Raw genomic sequence first — 21,766 nt, 5'->3', positions numbered from 1 at the left:
GTATCCTTAAACCAAAGTGGAAGACCATTTGATCTTTTTATTCTTATCCTTCCATTTCTGAAACCATATACTTTTCTCGTTGTTCCATTTGCTGTACCGCGTCTCGAACTGTGCTACATTTCTTGAATCTCTCAATATCCGCAGCAAGACTTTCAGGTTTCTCCTGTCCGGCTCAAACCTGACGGATAATCCGGCCAGCAGATCGTAGATCCTATAGCCTGGCTTCTGGGTGACCTTGTGTTGAAACGCCACGGGCTTGTCTTGTGAATTACGACTCTTTAAGAAAAGGTCATGAAAAACTGAAGCCCTTAACAAAATTATGGCATCGAGCGGTTTCCCACTGCTCACCAATTCCAAAGCGGTTGTTTCAAGTACCTGCGAAGATGTAGCCAGGTGCACCCGTTTATTACTGACAGTTTTAAAGGACGTTAAGGCGCTAATGGACGCCACTGACTCAGGCTGCAGGTTATCCTGGTTGATGCAGACAATGGAGCGGATCTTCTGATCGCTATTGACGTAATGGATGGTTGAGCTGAGGTTGTTAAAATAATAGCCAGGGGCAAGCCTGGAAGTGAAGCTGGGAATGTGCTTTCTGAATCTCGGTACCCGTGGCTTAAAAACAATTTCTGAAACCTTTACGACGGGATACAGCAGGCCGAAAGAGAGGCTGAACGCTGACATGCGTAGAATGTCGCGCCGGCGCAGGGAATTGGGGGAGGGTTCATTGGCATAGTGGTCTGGAACTACAAGCTGCCTGAACCAGTGGATGAAGTAATAGATGAGCCAACCCAGGATGGAAAGGTTGAGGACCAAAAATACATGCCTGACATCGTTCGTGAACTGGTCTGCTACTTCAAAATTGATGTACATGACACGCAACTGGAGTACAAAGAAAACGAAGATGCCGATCAGCACATAAACTGTGGTTTTCATTTTCTGCCGCTGCCATCCCAACGCATGGCAGAGGTCATCCGCGAACACCTTACTATCTTTTGTTGGTAACGGCGCGATCCAGAAGGGCATTGAAATGAAATCTGAAAAGTGTTCGGGTTTGTATGACAAGTCATGCCGGTAGATCCTGAGCGTCTTGGCACACAAGTTCAGGATCCTTGCCCTTGAAGCCCCAACATACACCAGAAACCCCAGCAGCAGGAGGCTCCATGCCAGGGGTGCATACTGTGGATCTACTGGCACATCGATATCAGGAGGGATCTTGAAGTTAATTTCTTTTTTCGCCGCTTCGATCTCATTCTTCTTGGTCACCAGCGCATTCCCAAGATCATTACTTACCTCATTATAGGCGTTATCATAGTAGACCTTTTGTTCGATCAGCGCCTCGTCCAGCCCTTTCAGGATACCATACCTCGCTCGTAAAGAGTCTCTTTTCTCACTGATCTTTTGGTTGATCACGACCTTTTCGTTGACGAGATTATTAAGGTCTCTATAGTCCGTATGGATTCTTTCGATACCAAAAAACCAGATGTATACCAGGGAGATGGTCCAGATGATGATAGCGTTGGACGTTCCTTCGGCTTTCGCATGTGCCAGGGAAAGATAATGCTCTGCGACCTTGCTCTTTAATTCGTCCATGGTACTACCCAGGAATTGTTGCCTGGCTATCGTTGAATCATTGATGATGAAATTCCAGGTGGGCTAGCCAGCACGATCACAGCGGCTCAAGGAATCCTGAATGAAAGTAAGTGAAATCGAGAAGTAAAGCAATCGGGTGTCAAAAAAAGAAAGTAGAGAAACTTACCGATATCCGTGCACTGTGACGATTGGCTTTTACCGTAACCAGTTTCATGAAAGTAGATTTTACATACTGTTCATACGAATCTGCTGTGGACAGTCGACCGTGGACCGTGGACTTTATTATATTTGCGCGCAAACCAAAACGAACTATGAAAAAACTCAACGTACTGATGCCTGCCCTGGCCGTCATTGCCCTTGCATGCCAGAGCCAGAAAGAAACATCGTCTGCGACCACGGCAGATACGACTGCTGTTGCACCTCCGCCGGTGACACTGAAGCTGAAGTGGGAAACCGATACCGTTTTAACAACCTGTGAATCGGTTCTTTACGACAAGGAACGCGACGTGCTGTACGTAGCCAACATCAATGGCGTGCCCGACAAAAAGGATGGCAATGGCTTCATTTCCAAAGTATCGCTTGATGGCAAGGTAACAGAGGCACAGTGGGCCAAAGGTATGGATGCGCCCAAGGGAATGGGACTGGCCAATGGCAAGTTGTATGTGGCAGATATCGACCGGGTACACGAGATCGATCCGGCTACCGGCAAGATCACCAAAACCCACTCCGTAGCGGGTGCCAAATTCCTGAACGACATCACAACGGATGCTACCGGAAAAGTATACATCAGCGATACCGGAGGCGGTACCATTTCAGTGATCGAGAACGGCAAGCTTTCGAAGTGGTTGGAAGGACTGGCCGGCCCGAACGGTCTGCTCGCCGAAAACGGAACCATGCTGATGGTGTTGTGGGATAGCACCAACCTCAATACGATAGACGTTACCGGCAAACAGGTAACGGTGCGTACCGACAGTATTGAAAACCCCGACGGCATCGAGGCTATCGGCAACGGTGCCTACTTTGTATCAAGCTGGAATGGTATGGTGCATTACATCAGCCCTGAGTGGAAAAAAACGCTCGTGCTGGATACCCGCGCCGACTCAGTGAGCGCGGCCGATATCGAATACATCCAGGAGAAAAACCTGCTGCTGGTACCCGGCTTCTTCAAGAACAAGGTGATGGCTTACGAGGTTACGAAGTAACCGGTCAGATATTTACAAAGGGACGCAGGGCTTGAAAGGGTCCTGCGTTTTTATTTATCGTTGCCAGTTACCGGTTGCCAGTGAGTGCAGTGGTCATCTACTGACTGAGCTATGCTTCCAGTTTTAGACCATAGCTCGATAGTCTAAGTGTCCCCGGTCTAAACCGGCAACTGGCAACCTGCAACTGGCAACCCATTTAAGGTCGTTCACACCGCTTCCAGTACGCCATGATATCGGTGAGGGTTTCCTTGAGCTCGTTGTAACTTTGCCCTTTCACAAAAAAGCCCTGAACAGCAAGGTGGTGCGCCATCAGGACCTGGTCTGGACTAGCCGTTGTGGTCAGGTAGATGAAGGGGGTCATCTTTTGCTTGACCATGGGCTCGGTCTCCATCTTCTTTCGCAGCTCAAGTCCGTTCATCAGCGGCATGTTGATGTCACAAAGTACAATGAACGGCCGGTCTTTTGTGCTGAGGAAATAAGCCAGTGCTGCCTCTCCGTCGTTGAATTTTTTAAGCTCCGTTTCCGGTGTTAACCGCGAGAGAATACGGTGGATCATCTCCTGATCGTCCGGGTCGTCGTCTATGATGATGATAGGTCCGGTCTTTGACATAGTTGGCTGGCAGTTTTCCATCGGGAAGGACTGCCTGAATTCGGTTTTTAGGTTAAAAGGATTAAATTGGTCATTTTAATATCGCAATAATTATCATAAAAAGCCCTCATTATTACATGCGTAATTCAAAAAAAATATCGGCATATTCGCCGGCACAAGGCGCTCAAAACAGACAAAGATTTTTTTCCACTTCACGCTCATTATTGTATCCGGCCTGTTTGAAAGCTCCCAAATCCGGAAATTTATAAGAGACGAAAAGGGACCTTTTTGCCGTTTAAAGCTGTTTCCAGAGTATGGCACTGATAATGTAATAGGGTGATCCGGAATACCTTTGGAATAACCATGAACAAAAAAGTGATAGCCATTTTTGAAGACGATCATGTGAATCGTTTCATCTATGAGCGGATATTTCAGGGCAGGAACGATGTAACGATCCATATTTTCGATACCCCGGAAAAGGGGGTGGCGAAAGCCTTGGAAACGCCTTTCGACATTGTATTTATCGAGATCCACTTCTGGGGAAATTTCGGTGGACTTAACATACTCAATAAGCTCAAGGAAATATTAACACCCCAAACCACCTTTGTCGCCATGACCGCCCTGCTCCAGAGAGGCGACCTGGAACGGATCCTTGGCTCGGGCTTTCATATGTGCATCGAGAAACCCGTTGTATTTTCTGAGATGGACCTTTTAAAAATGAACAACGTGGTGGCGCTCGCCGGCAAAACCAGAGACCTTCCCCTAACAGACCTTCCTTTACAATAGCCATTTAGGGTTAGGTTTCATCCAACACCTACCACACCGATTTACTAAACATTACTTTTTTCTACCTGAGAATAAGCCCTACATTGCGCCCTGATCCTTAAGCATCAGATTGAGCATGTCTCAGGAAAACCTCACGATAGGCACACCGCTGAAATCATCGGCGGTCAAAGTTATGTTATTGGGCTCGGGCGAGCTCGGCAAAGAAGTGGTGATCGAGTTTCAACGTTATGGCGTTGAGGTGATCGCCGTAGACCGGTACGAAAATGCTCCGGCCATGCAGGTTGCCCACCGCGCACATACCATCTCCATGCTGGATGGCCAGGCGTTGCGTGCGCTCATCGAAAAAGAAAAACCTCATTACATCATCCCGGAAGTTGAGGCCATCGCTACAGATACACTGGTGGAACTTGAAAAGGAAGGTTACCGGGTGATTCCCTCAGCCAACGCCACACGCCTCACCATGAACCGCGAAGGCATCCGCACACTGGCAGCGGAGAAGCTCGGCCTCAGAACTTCACCTTACCGGTTTGCAGGAACCAAAGAAGAATTTATCTCGGCCATCAAAGCCATCGGCATGCCCTGCGTGGTGAAACCCATCATGAGCTCTTCCGGCAAAGGGCAGAGCGTTGTAAAAAATGAACAGCACATAGACACCGCCTGGCAATACGCACAGGAGGGAGGGCGCAGTGGCGGAGGCCGTGTGATCATCGAAGGCTTCATTGACTTCGACTATGAGATCACCCTGCTCACGATCCGTCACAAAGGCGGAATCTCATTTTGCGCACCCATCGGCCACCGCCAGGAACATGGCGACTACCAGGAGTCGTGGCAGCCACACCCTATGAGCAACGAGGCTTTACGTCAGGCGCAGGGCATCGCAGCCAAGGTTGTTGACGCGCTCGGCGGCACCGGCATCTTCGGCGTGGAATTCTTCATCAAAGGTGATACGGTTTACTTCAGCGAGCTGTCACCGCGGCCACATGACACCGGTATGGTCACCATGATCTCCCAGGATCTTTCCGAGTTTGCGTTGCATGTGAGGGCCATTCTCGGCCTGCCCATTCCCAACATCGTTCAGCTGGGTCCATCCGCTTCCAGTGTGATCCTGGTAAAAGGCACTTCGCAGAATGTTGTCTTCTCCGGCATCGAACAGGCACTGTCAGAACCTGACACACAACTTCGCCTTTTCGGAAAACCCGACGTGAACGGAGAAAGGCGAATGGGTGTATGCCTCGCCAGGGCATCGTCTGTTGAACAAGCCAGGGAAAAAGCGAATAGGGCTGCTGCGGGCATCCACTATACACTTTAGTTTAGGTACGAGATACGAAGTACGAGGTACGGTAGCCCGATCTGCATTACTTCGTACCTCGTAAATCGTACTTCGTACCTAACTTTTCACTATTTTGCCTTACACTACACTTCAACCACGGAGTGCTTACTGGTTACAATGGAAAGTTTTTCTTCCTATAGCGACGCAGAGATCTGGAATCTTTTCAGGGGAGGAAGTGATAAAGCGTATGAATACATTTATCACCGCCATTCCGTGGAGCTGTTCAGCTATGGCCTTTATGTGGTGAATAACAGGCCGTTGGTGGAAGATTGTATGCACGACCTTTTTGTGTACCTGTTCCAGCACCGTGCTTCGCTGGGCGAGACCAACGCCATCAAATACTACCTGTTCAAATCGCTGAGAAGGAGGATCCTGGAAGCAGTTGAAACGCGTACCAGGCAGCACAACCGTGGGAATGAGTTCACCAACACGCTGCCGGAAACTGCTTCATCGCCGGAAGAAAAAATGATCGAAGCGGAGACCTCCTCCAGCAGGAACAAACACCTGATGGAGGCTGTAACGGCACTGCCACCACGACAACGTGAAGCTATTTTTTTACTTTACTTCAGCAACCTTGACTATCCCGAAACCGCGGAGATCATGGGGCTGAACATTCGCACGGTCTATAACCAGGTCCATACTGCTATTCAGACTCTTCGAAAACAGCTCAGCCACGCCAGCCTGCTACCGGTGTTCCTGGAATAACCAGCGCCGGCCAATACTACTATTATATACGGACCCTCACCATTCAATGACAAATCTTCAGTTATAAGCGTTTGCTGATCAGTCTTTTACAGCACTGACCCCAGCCCTCAAAAAAATTCCCGAAATATTCCTGGTAAAAAACTGCAACTACATCCTTTAATCAACATACATGTATATGAATGACAAACACAAGCTCTACGAAAACTACTCAGTAGAAGACTTTGCTACTGACCCTGACTTTGTTCAGTGGGTGAAGCGGGCCGACCCGCAAGGCAACGAGTTCTGGAAAGCATGGCTCAGCAAATATCCGCACAAGCGGGTTGTGGTAGAAGAGGCGCGGGGCCTGGTGCTCTCGATGACCTTTCTGCCGCATCCGGATGCGCAGGAGGCTACTCAAAATATCTGGGAACGCATCAATGCAACCAATCGCCAGCAGGCAGAAGCGCCACCGGTAACGTTGCAGCCTACACGCACCATCAGCCTGTGGTGGAAGGCAGCCGCGGCCATCGCCGGTATTTTATTGCTCGCCGGCGTGTGGTTGTATGCTCCGTATAGCGACAAGGCCATTTCTTACCAGACGAGCTTCGGCGAGACACACAAGATCGTGTTGCCCGACAGCTCAGTGGTGACATTGAACGCCAATTCAAAGCTGACCCTGGGCCGATGGGAAAATGACCGGGAAGTGTGGTTGCAGGGTGAAGCTTTCTTCTCTGTACGCAAGAAAAAGCGCGCATCAGGTAACGCAGAACCCGTGAAATTCATTGTGCATACCAACACGCTCGATGTGAATGTGCTCGGTACGGAATTCACGGTATCGGAGCGGAGTGACACGCGCGTGGTGCTCAATACCGGTAAGATAGCGCTCACGTTGCCTGACAAAACCATCATGATGAACCCCGGCGATATGGTGGAGATCTCGGGCAGGAAAAAAGAACCTGTTCAGCGAACTGTCGATCCGAGGGTTTACAGCGCCTGGAAAGATAACGAATGGATCCTCGACGGCCTTTCGCTGGAAAAGATCGCGCAAAGAATAGAAGAAACGTATGGCCTCAAGGTAGTGATCAAGAAAAATCCTGATCCCAATATAGAGGTGACGGGTGTTGTGCCCACAGACAACCTCGACACACTGCTCAAAGCTCTGTCCGCTGCTTTTAACCTCACCTTTAAACAGGAGGGTAAAGAAGTACTGATTGAATAGCCCAATGTAAAACCTTAATCACCAAACATGAAAAAACGTTTACTCATCAGCTCATTCCTGGCTGTCATCACGGTGCAATGCATCAGCAGCTCGTATGCACAGGAGTTTTATGCCTCGGCCTCGCAGCATTCTTCCACTTCGCATTTCAAACCATTGAAAAAGGTGATGCATGAACTGCATCTCCGGCACGGTATCTATTTCATGTTCAACAACAAGAACATCCAGCAGATCGAAGTGGATGCAAGGACCAATGGCACTGCTTCCATCGAAGAGACCCTGAGAAATGTGCTGAGCCCTGTAGGCCTCACCTATAAGAAAGTAGACAAGATCTACATTATACTCGAGCGCGACGAACCCAAGATCACCTCACGGATCAAAGAGAAGATCATCGGCGAACAACCCGGCACCGGAAAACTGGCACCCTACCTGTCTGTTTCGGATTCTACACGCGAAGAGCTGCTTTCTGAGATCGCTGTTTTCTCCGTGTCGGGGAAAGTGACAACGGAGCTCGGAGATGCCATGCCAGGCGTAAACGTTTTATTAAAAGGCACGAACATCGGCGTGGTGACAGACGCCGAAGGCCAGTACAAACTGGAAGCACCGGACGGCACCGGTACACTTGTATTTTCGTTCATCGGCTATCTTTCTCAGGAAGTACCTTTGATGAACCGCCAGGCGATCGATGTTCAGATGCAACCTGACATCCGCACGCTCAACGAAGTTGTAGTGGTGGGTTACGGCACCCAGAAGCGGGCCGAGATAACCGCCGCAGTAGCTTCCGTCAAAGCTGAAGAGTTCCGGCAGAGCGGCGCACGCAATGCACTGGACCTCATCCAGGGAAAAGTTGCCGGTCTCACCATCACCAGGACCAGCGGAACGAACCCGAACAGCGGCGTAAGCATCCAGATCAGGGGAATCACCTCCCTGACGGGAAGCACATCACCACTCGTAGTCATCGACGGCATCCCCGGTGGTAACCTCGACCTGCTGCAACAGGAAGACATCGCCTCCATCGATGTATTGAAAGATGGTTCAGCCGCGGCTATTTACGGCACCCAGGCCAACGGTGGTGTGATCCTCGTGACCACCAAAAAAGGAAAACCAGGCCCTCCGAAATTCGACTACTCCACCTACATCAGGCGCGAATACATTCAGCGCAGGCCCAAGTTCCTGACGGCGGATGAATACCGCGCAAAAATAGCCGATGGCTCATTGCCTGACGGAACCGATTACGGCAGCTCCATCGATGCTTTTGACAAGCTCGTCAACCACAGCAACCTGTCGCAATATCACACGATGGCGCTTTCCGGTGGCGCCGATAATACAAGCTACCGCGCCAGCTTGTACTACCAGGATCTGCAAGGCATTGCCCTGGAGAACCGCCGCGAACAGTATGGTCTCAGGCTGAATCTGCAGCAACGCGGTCTCAATAACAAGCTGAGCACCCAGATCAACCTGGCCACCAATTTTAACAATGCCAACCTGCTGGGAGGCGGAGGCTGGGAAGACCAGCTGATCAGGAACCCAACGCTTCCGATCACAAACCCGGACGGCACTTACTATTTCGAGGGCACCAGTACCAACCAGGTGGCACGCCTGTACCAGGAGACCAGCCGCCGGCAGCAACAGACGAGCTCCGTGGACGCTAAAGTATCGCTCGAGCTGATCCCGGGATTGAAGGGATCGTTCTTCGGCGCGCTGCAGCGGAACCAGTATCACGACAGCCAGTACCGGCTCCGTGATTCTGAATCTTCCGTGGAAAGTACAACGCCCGAAGGCAGGAACGGTGGTTATGCTTACCGGGGTACCACGCTCGAGCAACGTTACGCCATCGAACCCACGCTCGAGTATACCAGGAGCTTTGCCAGCAAACAGACCATCGGCGCCATCGCGGGCTATAGCTGGCGGTATGAACTGAACGAAGGATTTGATGCCAGCAACACAGGATTCATCAACGATGTTTTCGAGGATAACAACATCGGTACGGGTAGCGCGCTCGCAGCAGGCAGGGCAGGCATGAGCAGCTTCAAGAATGACAACACCATCATCGCCTTCTTTGGCAGGATCAATTACGCCTTCGATGAGAAGTATTTCGTACAGGCTGTGCTGCGCCGCGAAGGTTCGTCGCGCTTCGGATCCAACAACAAATGGGGAAATTTCCCGGCGGTATCCGCGGGCTGGAACATCAGCCGTGAGAGCTTTATGCAAGGCATAACATTCCTCGACGATCTGAAGATACGGGGTGGCTACGGTGTTACCGGAAACTCCGGCATCAGCAACTATTCATCACTTGTTACCCTGGGTACCGGCGGCAACTACATCAACCCTGACGGGATCTGGCGGCAGACCTATGGCCCGAACCGGAACCCGAATCCCGACTTAAGGTGGGAGAAGAAAAAAGAACTGAACATCGGACTCGACTTCAGCTTGTTCAACAACAGGCTCAGCGGCGCCTTCGAGCTGTATTCACGTAAAACGGAAGACCTGCTTGAAACCTATACGTCACAGTTGCCTCCGTTTGTGCGCGAAAGCATCTACACCAACGTAGGCACTATTGCTACCAAAGGCCTCGAGATCACCCTGAACGGTTTGGTGATGGCCAAAGGCGACTTCACCTGGCGCATGGACGTGGCTGCCAGCACGGCAAAAAATACCATGGAGAGCTTCTCCAACGATGTTTATAAGCTCGACTATAAAACCTACGGTGGTATCGGCGGCTTCGGCGCACTCGGTGATGCCATTCGTACCTTCGAAGGTGGCGACCTCGGCACTTTCTACGGCAAACGTTTCGCCGGCTTCGACGAGAATGGAAAATGGCTCTTCTACAAACGCGATGGCAGCAAGGTTCCGTTCGATCAGATCAACAACTCCATCAACCCGGAGGAGTCTGATCTCGCGGTGATCGGCAACGCGATCCCCAAGTATTATCTCTCCTGGACCAACAGCTTTGCCTATAAGAATTTCGACCTCAGGATCTACATGCGCGGCAAGTTCGGCTACGACATCCTCAATACCATGCAGATCTCGTACGGCAACCAGGTCTCCAAAACCAACCTGCTGCGCAGTGCGTTCACCGATCACGCTGCGTTGAAAGACACCTATCAGTACTCGGATTATTATCTCGAGCCCGGTGACTACCTGAAGCTGGACGAAGTATCGCTCGGCTATAATTTCAGATTGCCCACATCGTACATCCGCAACCTCAGGGTGTATGTGAACGGATCGAACCTGGCCATCTTCACCAAGTACTCGGGCAATGATCCTGACTTTGTGAACGACACCGGCCTTGGTCCTGGCATCGACAGCCGCGGCCCATATCCGAGCACGCGCTCATTCCTGATAGGACTTAATGTTGGATTTTAACCTGAACCAAGATGAAACCCATGAAGACATACCTGAAACGTTGTGTTGCTGTGCTGGCGCTCGTGGTGGCCGGTTGCACCGATCTCTCTGAAAATGTATACGACCAGCTGCTCACGGATAATTTTTATAACAACAAGAACGAAGTGGTGTCAGCCGTGCTGCGCCCTTATACCCACGCCAATGCCTGGATGACCCCGGGGCAGGACGGATGGTGGCGGATCGGTGAACTCTCTGCCGACCAGCTTGCATGGCCTGTGAAAGGAAGGCACGGTCAGGATGGCGGCAAATGGATCCGTCTGCATTACCATACCTGGACCGTTGACGATGACTTTATCTGGAACCCGTGGAGGCTGATGTGGTGGGGACTCGGGCTGTGTACCGACCCGATCGAGAACCTGGAAAAAAGAAGCATCCAGTCGATGGGCATCACACAGGAAGAAAAGGATGCCTTTATCGCCGAGCTGAAGCTGCTGCGGGCATTCCATTACCTGAAGCTGATGGACCTGTATGGTGATATTCCCATCGTAACCAAAGTAGGAGAGCCGGTAAGTCCTCCGTCGCGTCCACGGGCCGAGGTGTTCGCCTTCATCGAGAAGGAGATCAAGGACAACATCGACAAGGCTCCCAAACTTTCGAAAGCGATGCTGGGCCGTATGTCGCAGGCCGGCGGATATGCCATGCTCGTTGAATTATACCTCAACGCAGAGGTCTGGACCGGCACAGCACGGTGGGATGATTGTATCGCCGCCGCCAACAAGCTGATCAACGGAGAGGCCGGGGGCCAAAACGATGCCACCATGGCGCTCGATGTCAACATCACGGATGGGTTCGGGCCTAATAACCACCAGTCGAAGGAAACGATCTTTTCCATTGCCTACGAATTTCAGACCTCGAACTTTCAGCCGCAATGGCCGGGAGATTTCTACCACTTCAACCAACGCGATATCTATGGCGGCGCCCGTAATGGAAATGACGGCGTGGTGCTGATCCCTGGTGTCTATTCCACTTTCGAAAATGAGGACCTCAGGAAATCCACCTGGCTGCTGGCAGGACCGCAATTCCGGTACGACAATCCTTCATCACCCGTGCTGGGCGGCAGCGGCAATGAGTATGCAGGTCAGCCGCTGGTGTTCGTCGATAATATCCGCAAGAACAAACAGGCTGCGCAGAACGGCACAGATCCCGAACTCCTGCCCACAGACATGACACAGGGTGAAGAGAACAGCGGCATCCGTTTCAACAAGTACAAGCTCGGCAACCTGACCCACGCCAGCTATAACAGCACCGACTGGAATGCTTACCGCCTTACCTGGATCTACTTTGCAAAAGCAGAAGCCCTGATGCGTAAGAACGGTGGCGTTGCTACCGGCGAGGCTGTGCAGCTGATCAACGACAGTAAAAAACGCGCTTTTGCTCCGGCCGACTGGGCTTCACGTGCCTATACTGTCAACACGCTTACGCTGGATGAGCTGCTGGCCGAAAGAGGCCGCGAGTTCATCTTCGAAGGGTTCCGCCGGCAGGACCTGATCCGCTGGAACAAATTTACCACGGCCTCATGGTGGGATCACGTGCCTACTGACCCAACCCGCAAGCTGTTTCCCATTCCGCAGCGGCAGCGCGTGCTGAATCCGAACCTTGGCCAGAACGACGGTTATCCTAAATAGACCCTTGCATATGCCTTGCGCACAGAAAGGCTGTCTTCCATCGCGAAGCAGCCTTTTTTGTTTTTGGGCATGTTGGCAGAATATTTTAAGGGATCAGGTGTTCTTATTAAAAGATGGATCTCGATACACAAATCATCTGGCTGTTCATTCTGGCCATTCCCATTGCCTGCATGGCATGGACTGTTACTCATGAGGAAGTTTTCAAAGAACCCCGGGAATATTGCACACGGAGAAGCCAGGACGCAACGTCACTGCCTGTGCGGAAGTTCTTTTATCTTTTTACCTGCGAGTACTGCTTCAGCCATTACGTGACCATTCTGATGCTCGCCATCACCGAATACAAGCTGCTGTTCGACGACTGGCGTGGCTACCTCATCGGGGGTTTTGCGCTGGTATGGATCGCAAACGTTTACATGAGCCTGTACGCATTCCTGCGCATCGACATCAAAAAGGAAAAGATCATCACCAAACGCGAGGAGAAAAAAGTGAACGGGGAATAGCCAAGCGATTTGTTATATTCGCCCCTTCAATCATGAGCAACAGCAAGCATTACGCTGCGGCGATCGCAGCCTTCGTAACGTGGGGATTCTTTTCGATCCCGCTCCGTGCCTTAAAAGACTATTCAGCAGGGGAGATCCTTTACTTCCGGATCCTGGCCTCGGTGCTGGTGCTGGCGGTCATTATTTTCGGCTTCAAGCGTAACGACCTTAGAACCAACCTCACAAACCTTCGGTCGCTGGCATCGACGCAGCGAAACAAGGTGATCGCGCTCACCCTCGTTGGCGGCGCGTTGCTCACCGTGAACTGGCTCACATTTATTTACATCGTGAACAACATCAACATCAAAACGGCGTCGTTCTCGTATCTCATTTGCCCTGTGATCACGGCGGTGCTGGGGTACGTGCTCATCAAAGAGAAGATGACAACGCTGCAGTGGATCGCCGTGGCGCTTTGTACGATCAGTTGTGTGCTGATGGGTCTCAACTCCACGCTCGAGCTGGGCTACAGCTTTCTCACAGCGTTCACCTACGCGCTGTACCTGATCTCACAACGCAAGAACCAGGGTTTCGACCGCATGATCATCCTGGGCGTGCAGGTATTGTTCTCGCTGCTCATCCTGACCCTGTTTGTCAACACACTGGTGAGCAGTGTTCCATCGGCCACGAGGTTCTACGCCTTCATTGCCATGATCGCCGTGATCTTCACCGTGGTTCCCCTGTTCCTGAACCTCTTTGCGCTCAACCGCATCAACTCCGCTACCATCGGCATCCTGATGTATGTGAACCCCATCATCAACTTCACGCTGGCATTCGTTGTTTTTCACGAGCATATCAACGCCATCCAGTTGACGGGGTATGCGATCATTGCGGTGGCGCTGGTGATTTTTAATTATCCGAATTTTAGAAGAGTGGTGAGTAAATAGTCCACGGTCCACAGTCGACAGTCCACGGCCGCGGCCCCATAGAAACCGGTATCCTGAGTGGTGTCTTTGTGCGGGGCAGTGTGCGAGCGAAGGATCCCGTGACCGTCACCGCGCACTTATAACTGCATCTGCTCTATGCGTGTGCACTTCGTTACAACGGGATTCTTCGCTCCCCGCATGCCGACACACGTGCCTTGCTCAGAATATCGGTCTTGCTAAAAAGTACGAGGTACGAAATACGAGGTACGATTAGTCCACGGAACAACCCTTCAAGGGTTCTGCAGGTGGCGTATACCAATTTTCATAAAGTGATGCACCTGAAAAGCCCTTGAAGGGTGAGAGCCTTGTCAACTGTCAATTTTTTTTCACGCAACCAGCGGCACCGCCTTCACTTCTCCGAATTGCGCTTCTTCCGTAGAATTCCTCAACGCTGTGGTGGAAGCCTGGCCATTGGTGATCACTTCCTGGACGGCATCGAAGTAGCCGGTGCCTACGAAGGCCTGGTGACGGACGGCCCTGAAGCCATGGTCATGCTGGAGCGTGAACTCCCTTTGCTGCAGGGAAGCGTATCCGGCCATACCGTTCTGCCGGTAGGCGAGTGCCAGCTCGAACATGCTGGTGTTCAGGGCGTGGAAGCCTGCCAGCGTCACAAACTGAAATTTATATCCCATGGCGGCGAGCTGTTCGCGGAAGCTGAGCATCTCCATTTCCGTAAGCTTAGCGGCCCAATTGAACGATGGTGAGCAGTTGTACGCCAGCAACTTGCCGGGGTATTGCGCATGAATGGCGCGGGCGAATTCGTAAGCTTGCCCGAGGTCGGGATGCGATGTCTCACACCACACCAGGTCGGCGTACGGTGCATATGCAACGCCCCGGCTGATGGCCTGATCGATACCATTCTTCACCTGGTAGAAACCTTCATGTGACCGTTGCCCGTAAATGAATGGCCGGTCGCGTTCATCGATGTCGCTGGTGAGCAGGGTGGCGGCATCGGCATCGGTGCGGGCTACAATGAGGGTGGGCACTTCCAGCACATCGGCGGCAAGCCTGGCAGCAACAAGCCTGTCGATGGCCTCACGTGTGGGCACGAGCACCTTTCCCCCGAGGTGGCCGCATTTCTTGGCCGATGAGAGCTGGTCTTCAAAATGCACACCAGCGGCGCCTGCTTCGATCATCATCTTCATCAGCTCGAACGCGTTGAGGTTGCCACCGAAGCCCGCCTCCGCATCTGCCACGATGGGGGCCATCCAGTATACATTTCCCTCACCGGTCTCGTGCTGGATCTGGTCTGCGCGTAGCAGGGCGTTGTTGATACGCCTCACAACGGCCGGTACACTGTCTGCCGGATAGAGGCTCTGGTCAGGGTAGGTTTGCCCTGAAAGATTGGCATCGGCAGCCACCTGCCATCCGCTAAGGTAAATGGCTTTTAGTCCCGCCTGTACTTGCTGCACGGCCTGGTTGCCGGTAAGGGCGCCCAATGCCGTCACGCAACTTTCCGTATGGAGGAGATCCCAGAGCCGCTCAGCGCCGAGCTTTGCCAGCGTGTGTTCTATTTTAACTGTGCCTGCAAGTTTTACTACCTGCGCTGCCGTGTAAGGCCTTGTGATACCGCGCCATCTTGTGTCGTGATTCCAGCTATGGGTTAACTGACTGATTTTCTCCTGCCTGTTCATATTCGGAAAGTTTGAGGTTAAAAGTTTAAAGTTTCAAGTTTGAAGTTTCAAGTTAGATGTGAGACTTGAGTCCCGATAGCTATCGGGATGAGACCGGGCGGTTTTCGAGTCACTCGGTATTATCTCACATCTCATATCTATCACTGTATGTAAGTGTATGCTTTGAGGGTAAGGAAATCTTCGAAGGTTGGTGATAGCACCAGCTTATCGAGGATGAGGCGTGCTGTTTGCAGCCGTGATGCGTCTTTGCCCGCGGTGAAGAATTCGTCGCTGATCTTGTCGAACTCTTCGTCGCAGATCTCCTGGTACAATGCCGTGGTAATGGTACGGTTGTCTTCCAGCATGGCGCGGTGGTTGATCCATTGCCACAACTGGGCACGGGAGATCTCGGCGGTGGCAGCGTCTTCCATCAGGTTATACAATGCCGCAGCCCCGGTGCCACTCAGCCACGACTCAAGGTAAAGCAGCGCCACGTTCACGTTGGTGCGGAACCCATACTCGGAGATGGTACCCCTGGCCGAGGCTACATCGAGGAGCTCCGCTGCCGTGACATCATCGTGCGCGGGTATCATGTGCTTCTGGTTGGGTTGATCTCCCAGCACCTTGTCGAAGATCTCCCTGGCAACAGAAACCAGTTTAGGATGTGCCACCCAGGTGCCGTCATAGCCCTGCATCACTTCGCGTTCCTTATCGCTGCGGATCTTTTCATAGGCATTCCTGTTTACGGCTTCGTTCTTGCTGGGAATAAAGGCCGACATACCACCCATGGCATGGGCGCCGCGTTTATGGCATACTTTCACCAGCTGACGCGCATAAGCACTCATGAAAGGTACGTTCATGGTCACCAGCGCCCGCTCCGGCATCATGAACTGCGGGTGACGGTGGAATTTTTTGATGATGCTGAAGATGTAATCCCAGCGGCCTGCATTCAGTCCGGCGATGTGGGTGCGGAGCTCGTACAGGATCTCTTCCATTTCAAACGCGGCCGTGATGGTCTCGATGAGCACGGTCGCCTTGATGGTGCCCTGGGTCAGTCCGAGCATGTCTTCAGCGGCGTTGAACACGTCGTTCCATAAACGCGCCTCGAGGTGACTTTCGATCTTGGGCAGGTAAAAGAACGGGCCCTGTTCCCGGGCTGACAACAGGGCGCCGTTGTGGAAGGCAAACAAAGCAAAATCAGTCAGTGATGCCGATACCGGTTTGTTATCGATGAGGATGTGTGCTTCATCAAGATGCCAGCCCCGCGGACGCACCATCAGCACGGCCACTTCATCGTTCAGGTGATACGATCTTCCGTCAGCCGCAGTGTAGCTGATCTCCTTTCGCACGGCATCCTGCAGGTTCATCTGACCTTCGATGATGTTCTGCCATGTGGGCGAAGTAGCATCCTCAAAATCGGCCATGTAAACATTGGCGCCTGAATTCAGTGCGTTGATGACCATCTTCCGGTCAACCGGGCCGGTGATCTCCACACGCCGGTTCTGCAGGCACGGCGGTACGGGATCAACCTTCCATTCATTCTTTCTCACGTCTTCGGTGGCCGGCAGGCAAGTGGGAAAATGTCCTTCATTGATCTCGGCCTGCCGATCTTTTCGCTGTACGAGCAGGGTCTGCCTTCTGGTATCGAACTGGTCGTGAAGGAACGCCAGGAAGGAGAGGGCTTCGGGTGTAAGCACTGTTTCAAAACCTGCTTTCAGCTCGCCTTTGAGCCGAATGTTGCCGGTCATGGTGGTTGTTTCTGACATGATTGGGTTCATAATTCCGGTGATTTGGTGACACAAACCTTCAAAAGCCGGGGCTTAAAATCAAGCGAATTTTCGCTGACAGACTTTTTTCGCTACATTTATAAGCCAGGCGTAAACGATTGATTTGGATTGGGAGGCGGTTTTTGGGTTTCAGATTTAACGATTGTGTGAAAAATATTTTTGTTCGCTGATCGGCGAATGGGGCTTGTTGCCAGTTGCCAGTTACCGGGTGGCCGGTTGGGGCGAGGACAGCATTGCGTTCGGAATCTTGGTAAATCGGTTGGCGGAAGCTCGATAATGCCGTCAGTTTTTTCGGTGTCTTTCGATTGAGAAACTCAGTAGTAATAATAAACACAAAATGAACCGGCAACAGGCAACCGGCAACTGGCAACAGGCAACTAGTAACCATCTGAATTATGGAACCCAAAAAGAAGTCACCTGCTACCGTAGACGAATCCCACCTCAAGCTCATCATGGGTCTCAAGCTCAAGCAGCTTCGTACTGAAAAAGGGATGTCGCTGGCGGAGCTTGCGCAGGCTACGGGTATCTCGATCTCTTACCTGAACGAGATCGAGAAAGGAAAAAAACTTCCCAAGGCAGACAAGATTGCCGTGCTGGCCAATACGCTGGAGGTGAGCTACGACTGGCTGGTGTCATTGAAGACGAACAAAAAGCTGGCGCCGGTTGCCGAAGTGCTTCAATCGCGCATCATGAAAGAGCTGCTGCTCGATGTGTTCGGTATCGACAAGGCGCAATTGCTTGACCTGCTGGCCCGTGTGCCTGTCAAGCTCAATGCATTTCTCAATACCCTGATCGAGATCAGTCGTAACTACGGAATGAGAGTTGAAAACATCTACTTTTCCGCCCTTCGCTCTTACCAGGAGATGCACGAAAACTATTTCGAGGAGATCGAGACAGCAGTCGACAACTTTATGTCGCAAAACAGCCTGGATGTCCATCAGGCAATTGAGTGGGAGCAACTCCGCGCCGTGCTGGAAAAGAATTATCAATACCGGGTTGAAGAAGATGGCCTGTCTAACCAGCCCGAGCTCCAGGAACTCAGGTCTGTGCTGCTTCCGGGAAAACGTCCCAAACTGCTGCTGAACAAAAATCTCAACCGCATTCAGAAAGCGTTCATCCTCGGACGCGAGATCGGCTTTCAATTCCTTGGCATCACGGAGCGACCGAATACAACATCGTGGGTGGAGTTCGACTCCTTCGAGCAGGTGCTCAACAACTTCAAAGCTTCTTATTTTTCCTGCGCGTTGCTGCTGCCCCGGGAATCGCTGGTGAAGCGGCTCGAGGTGATCTTTGCCAGCCCCGAATTCAACAGCCGTGACATCATCCAACTGATGGAAGACTTCAAGGTATCGCCCGAGATCCTTGCACATCGCCTTACCAACCTGCTACCGCGATATTTTGGCATCCAGGAGCTGTTCTTTTTACGCTTCAGCAACCGCAATGGCAGTGAAGAGTTCGAGCTGACCAAGGAGATGCACCTCGCAGGACTGCACAACCCCCATGCTAACATGATGCAGGAACATTACTGCCGCCGGTGGATCTCCATCAATATTCTCCGCAGTCTTTCGGTGCAATTGAAAAAAGGGATCTATTCAAAACCGTTGTGCATGGCGCAGCGGTCGCGGTATTTTGGCAACGAAAAAGAGTACCTGATCCTCAGCCTGGCAAAACCCGCGATGGAAGGCACCAATATCAACCACAGCATCTCGGTAGGGCTGTTGCTCACCAATCAGCTCCGGAAGAAGGTGATGTTCTGGAATGACCCAACCATTCCCATTCGTATGGTGGGAGAGACGTGCCAGCGATGTCCGGCGGCCGACTGTGCAGAACGCGCGGCAGAAGCGGAGGTGTTGCAAAAAGGTCAGCGGATCGCCGTGATGAAAACGGCTTTGAAGGCGCTGTCGGATAGGTGACCGGTTGACGGTTAGCCAGTTGCCAGTTACCAGTTACTGCGCCTATTGATTGGCCTTTCCGGGGTCCCTCGTGATTGTAACCTTTGTAACTTTACTGAGTATCCCTTTCGTCTAGTTCAAAATTTTGTCTCTTTATGCTCCGCAACTACTTCAAGATCGCCGTCCGGAACCTTATCAAGAATAAGGGCTACACGTTTATCAACATTGCCGGTCTTGCTACGGGTATGGCCGTGGCCTTGCTGATCGGGTTGTGGATCTGGGATGAGCTGACGTACAACCGCTACCATAAGAACTACGATCGGCTTGCGCAGGTGTGGCAGCATAACATCTATAATGGCGTAAAACAATCGCAGGTGTCCAACCCTTACGTGATGGCCGAGGAGATCCGCAATAATTTCGGCAGCGATTTTAAATATGTCATTCAGTCGACCTGGAACTTCGGGCGCATCCTTGCGGTGGGCGATAAGAAGTTCAACAAAGCAGGTATGTACTGGGAGCCACCGGTGATCGATATGTTTTCGATCAACCTGCTGAAAGGTGATCCGGAGCTCGCGTTGAAAGATCCGTACTCCATCATACTCTCTGAGACCGTGGCAAAAACCTTCTTTGGCGATGCCGATCCCATGGGCCAGATGATGCGCGTGAACAACAAACACGACGTGAAAGTGACAGGTGTCTATGAAGACATGCCGCACAGCTCCAAATTCCGGGAGATGACCTTCATTATGCCGTGGTCGCTCTATATCATCGAAAACGAATGGATCAAGACCATGGACGATCCGTGGGACAGCAACTTCACCCAAACATGGGCGCAGCTGGCCGATAACGCGGACTTCGACCAGGTTTCAGCCAAGATCATCAACGTAAAATATAACAGGCTTCGCACGGACAACGACCGCAAGTACAAACCGGAGGTGTTCCTTTTGCCCATGAGCAAATGGCACCTGTATTCCGAGTTCAAGGAAGGCAAGAATGTGGGCGGCCGCATCGAATTCGTTTGGATGTTCGGCATCATCGGCGTTTTTGTGTTGCTGCTGGCGTGTATCAACTTTATGAACCTGAGCACAGCCCGCTCCGAGAAACGCGCCAAGGAAGTAGGTATCCGCAAGTCGGTCGGCTCGATGAGATCCCAACTCGTCAACCAGTTCTTCTGTGAATCTATCGTGGTGGCGTTGCTGGCTTTCGTGGTGGCCATCGGACTGGTATACCTGGCGTTGCCGCAATTCAACCAGGTAGCGGATAAACGACTTACCTTGTTGTGGAGCAGTCCGCGGTTCTGGCTCATCGGCATCGGATTCAGCCTCATCACAGGTCTTGTGGCGGGCAGCTATCCCGCGCTCTACCTGTCTTCGTTCCAGCCCGTGAAAGTATTGAAAGGAACGTTCCGTGTAGGCAGATTTGCTTCTATTCCCAGACAGGTGCTGGTGGTATTACAATTCACTGTTTCTGTAACGCTCATCATCGGCACCATCGTGGTATTCCGCCAGATCGAGTTCGCCAAAGACAGGCCCATCGGCTACGACCGCAATGGACTGATCAATGTATATTTACAAACAAACGACATCCACAAACACTTCGACGCTGTACGCAATGAGCTGAAATCACAACGCGCCATCACAGAGATGGCCGAAGCTGGCAGTCCTCCGACACAAGTATGGAACAGCAACGGTGGCTTCACCTGGAAAGGTAAAGATCCGGCACTGGCTGTCGATTTTCCCAACAACGGCGTAAGCCACGAGTTCGGCAAAACGGTAGGCTGGCAATTTAAGGACGGCCGCGATTTCTCACGCGAGTTTGCCAGCGACTCGAACGCGTTTGTGATCAACGAAGCCGCTGAAAAATTCCTGGGGTTTGACAATGCTGTAGGGGAGATACTGACCTGGAACGAGAGGCCTTATACCATCGTTGGCGTGATCAAAGACATGATCATCGAGTCGCCCTATGAGCCCGTGCGACCTTCACTCTGGCACATCGACCGTTACGACAACATCAACATCGCCCTGTTAAAGCTCAATCCCGACATGAGCGCACACGAGGCGATTGACAAGATCAGAACGGTATTCAATAAACACAGTCCCGCATCGCCCTTCACCCATGAATTTGTAGACGTGGAATATGCGCGCAAGTTCAGCGACGAAGAACGGATCGGTAAGCTCGCCAGCTTCTTTGCCGTGCTGGCCATCTTCATCAGCTGCCTGGGCATTTCGGGGCTGGCCAGTTTTATAGCAGAACAACGCACCAAAGAGATCGGCGTGCGCAAAGTAATGGGCGCCAGCGTGGTAAACCTCTGGGGTATGCTCTCGAAAGATTTCATGCGGCTGGTGGCGCTCTCGTTGCTGCTGGCGATGCCCATGGCGTGGTACCTCATGAACAACTGGCTTCAGAAATATCAATACCGGAGCACCATGGCCTGGTGGATCTTCGCCGCTGCTGGCATTGGAGCGCTGGTGATCACGTTGCTGACGGTGAGCTATCAGTCGATAAAAGCAGCGATGGCAAACCCAGTGAAGAGTCTGAGGTCGGAATAGCATTTAGGCTTAGGTACGAGGTACGATTTACGAGGT

16 protein-coding genes are annotated in these 21,766 nt (G+C 51.9%); 11 read left to right on the top strand and 5 right to left on the bottom strand.

What is annotated here, in order from left to right; translation table 11 throughout:
- Positions 1-6 precede the first annotated feature (6 nt).
- A complete protein-coding gene (locus KK083_RS28620) occupies positions 7-1,590 on the bottom strand; it encodes a hypothetical protein (protein WP_254169577.1) in 1,584 nt (527 codons plus the stop codon).
- Positions 1,591-1,901: 311 nt separating this feature from the next.
- Between KK083_RS28620 and KK083_RS28615 the strand changes: the two genes are divergently transcribed.
- Positions 1,902-2,792, top strand: a complete 891-nt coding sequence (locus KK083_RS28615) for an SMP-30/gluconolactonase/LRE family protein (RefSeq protein ID WP_254169576.1) — start codon at positions 1,902-1,904, stop codon at positions 2,790-2,792.
- A 196-nt stretch (positions 2,793-2,988) separates the two neighbouring features.
- Here the strand turns inward: KK083_RS28615 and KK083_RS28610 are convergent, their stop codons facing one another.
- Positions 2,989-3,402, bottom strand: a complete 414-nt coding sequence (locus tag KK083_RS28610; RefSeq protein ID WP_254169575.1) for a response regulator — start codon at positions 3,400-3,402, stop codon at positions 2,989-2,991.
- A gap of 342 nt (positions 3,403-3,744) precedes the next feature.
- Here KK083_RS28610 and KK083_RS28605 point away from each other — a divergent pair, with 342 nt between their 5' ends.
- The 8 genes from KK083_RS28605 to KK083_RS28570 all read left to right on the top strand — a co-directional run bounded on the left by KK083_RS28605 (position 3,745) and on the right by KK083_RS28570 (position 13,850).
- Complete coding sequence (locus tag KK083_RS28605) at positions 3,745-4,167, top strand: response regulator (RefSeq protein WP_254169574.1); 423 nt, start codon at positions 3,745-3,747, stop codon at positions 4,165-4,167.
- Between the two features lie 115 nt (positions 4,168-4,282).
- A complete protein-coding gene (gene purT / locus KK083_RS28600; RefSeq protein WP_254169573.1) occupies positions 4,283-5,476 on the top strand; it encodes a formate-dependent phosphoribosylglycinamide formyltransferase in 1,194 nt (397 codons plus the stop codon).
- A gap of 138 nt (positions 5,477-5,614) precedes the next feature.
- A complete protein-coding gene (locus KK083_RS28595; RefSeq protein WP_254169572.1) occupies positions 5,615-6,202 on the top strand; it encodes an RNA polymerase sigma factor in 588 nt (195 codons plus the stop codon).
- Positions 6,203-6,377: 175 nt separating this feature from the next.
- On the top strand, positions 6,378-7,400 hold the full coding sequence (locus KK083_RS28590) for a FecR family protein (protein WP_254169571.1): 1,023 nt from the start codon (positions 6,378-6,380) through the stop codon (positions 7,398-7,400).
- A 27-nt stretch (positions 7,401-7,427) separates the two neighbouring features.
- Positions 7,428-10,763 carry a SusC/RagA family TonB-linked outer membrane protein gene (locus KK083_RS28585; RefSeq protein WP_254169570.1) on the top strand — a complete coding sequence of 1,112 codons (3,336 nt, stop codon included), beginning with the start codon at positions 7,428-7,430 and terminating at the stop codon, positions 10,761-10,763.
- 11 nt (positions 10,764-10,774) lie between these two features.
- Entirely contained in the window at positions 10,775-12,427 is a 1,653-nt protein-coding gene (locus KK083_RS28580) for a RagB/SusD family nutrient uptake outer membrane protein (protein WP_254169569.1), read from the top strand.
- 113 nt (positions 12,428-12,540) lie between these two features.
- Positions 12,541-12,927: a hypothetical protein gene (locus KK083_RS28575; protein WP_254169568.1), complete on the top strand. Its 387-nt coding sequence runs from the start codon at positions 12,541-12,543 to the stop codon at positions 12,925-12,927.
- A gap of 32 nt (positions 12,928-12,959) precedes the next feature.
- On the top strand, positions 12,960-13,850 hold the full coding sequence (locus KK083_RS28570; protein WP_254169567.1) for an EamA family transporter: 891 nt from the start codon (positions 12,960-12,962) through the stop codon (positions 13,848-13,850).
- A 365-nt stretch (positions 13,851-14,215) separates the two neighbouring features.
- Here the strand turns inward: KK083_RS28570 and aceA are convergent, their stop codons facing one another.
- From aceA to KK083_RS28555, 3 genes are all read right to left on the bottom strand, one after another.
- Positions 14,216-15,523, bottom strand: a complete 1,308-nt coding sequence (aceA, locus tag KK083_RS28565; RefSeq protein WP_254169566.1) for an isocitrate lyase — start codon at positions 15,521-15,523, stop codon at positions 14,216-14,218.
- Between the two features lie 140 nt (positions 15,524-15,663).
- Positions 15,664-17,280 carry a malate synthase A gene (gene aceB, locus KK083_RS28560; protein WP_254169565.1) on the bottom strand — a complete coding sequence of 539 codons (1,617 nt, stop codon included), beginning with the start codon at positions 17,278-17,280 and terminating at the stop codon, positions 15,664-15,666.
- A gap of 28 nt (positions 17,281-17,308) precedes the next feature.
- Positions 17,309-17,677: a hypothetical protein gene (locus tag KK083_RS28555; RefSeq protein WP_254169564.1), complete on the bottom strand. Its 369-nt coding sequence runs from the start codon at positions 17,675-17,677 to the stop codon at positions 17,309-17,311.
- A gap of 7 nt (positions 17,678-17,684) precedes the next feature.
- On the opposite strand from KK083_RS28555, the gene KK083_RS28550 reads away from it, so the two are divergent.
- Both KK083_RS28550 and KK083_RS28545 read left to right on the top strand, forming a co-directional pair.
- Positions 17,685-19,202, top strand: a complete 1,518-nt coding sequence (locus tag KK083_RS28550) for a helix-turn-helix domain-containing protein (protein ID WP_254169563.1) — start codon at positions 17,685-17,687, stop codon at positions 19,200-19,202.
- Positions 19,203-19,336: 134 nt separating this feature from the next.
- On the top strand, positions 19,337-21,730 hold the full coding sequence (locus KK083_RS28545; protein ID WP_254169562.1) for an ABC transporter permease: 2,394 nt from the start codon (positions 19,337-19,339) through the stop codon (positions 21,728-21,730).
- Positions 21,731-21,766: the final 36 nt, after the last annotated feature.

Source organism: Chryseosolibacter histidinae (assembly GCF_018598225.1).
In the GTDB taxonomy this organism is placed as follows: domain Bacteria; phylum Bacteroidota; class Bacteroidia; order Cytophagales; family Cyclobacteriaceae; genus Chryseosolibacter; species Chryseosolibacter histidini.
The sequence above is the reverse complement of the archived record's forward strand: the minus strand, read 5'-3'. Positions and strand labels throughout refer to the sequence as shown.